The organism is Caldisericia bacterium, assembly GCA_026414995.1.
In the GTDB taxonomy this organism is placed as follows: Bacteria; Caldisericota; Caldisericia; order B22-G15; family B22-G15; genus JAAYUH01.
On sequence record JAOAHY010000031.1, the window covers coordinates 1 to 685 of the forward strand.

A 685-nucleotide genomic window follows, 5' to 3' on the forward strand; every position below is an offset into this window, starting at 1 on the left:
AGATTATGTCAGCTTTATGATATGGGTTTTTATAAACTCCAAACTTTTTTGAAAAATTATTAAATACCGATAGTAAAAGTCCATACGGGCTACAGTCCCGAAGATACCGAACAACTTAAAACACGAATTGAAGCTTTTATAGAGATGCTAAAAAACAAAAACCAACTAAAATGATAACAGCAGGTATTGATATTGGTTCAGTAACAACTAAAGTTGTAATTATAGAAAAATTAAACTCTAAAAATTATAAAATACTTTCTCAAGCAATTTCACCAACTGGTTGTGAACCTAAAAAATCGGCAGAGGAAACATTAAAGAATGCATTATCTAAAATTGGTTTATCTATAAAAGATTTAAGATATGTTATCTCAACAGGTTACGGTAGAAGAACTATAGAATTTGGCAACGAAACAATCACCGAGATTACTTGTTGTGCTAAAGGAACTTTTTGGTTGTGTAATAATTTTGGTATAAAAGCAAAAACGATAATAGACCTTGGTGGACAAGACACAAAAATTATTTCGCTTGATGATGAAGGTAATGTTGTTGATTTTGTAATGAATGATAAATGTGCTGCAGGAACTGGTAGATTTTTAGAGGTTATGAGTAATGTGATAGGTATAAATTTAGATGATTTTGGAACATATTATACTAACGCAAAAGAACCTGTAAAAATAAATTCAAC

Annotated in this window: 1 protein-coding gene; it reads left to right on the top strand. The window is 29.8% G+C overall.

Translation table 11 applies throughout. The features are described 5' to 3' along the window. Positions 1-170: 170 nt before the first annotated feature. Positions 171-685 (top strand): acyl-CoA dehydratase activase (locus N3D74_06625; GenBank protein MCX8095839.1); only part of this gene is annotated, 515 nt, incomplete at its 3' end.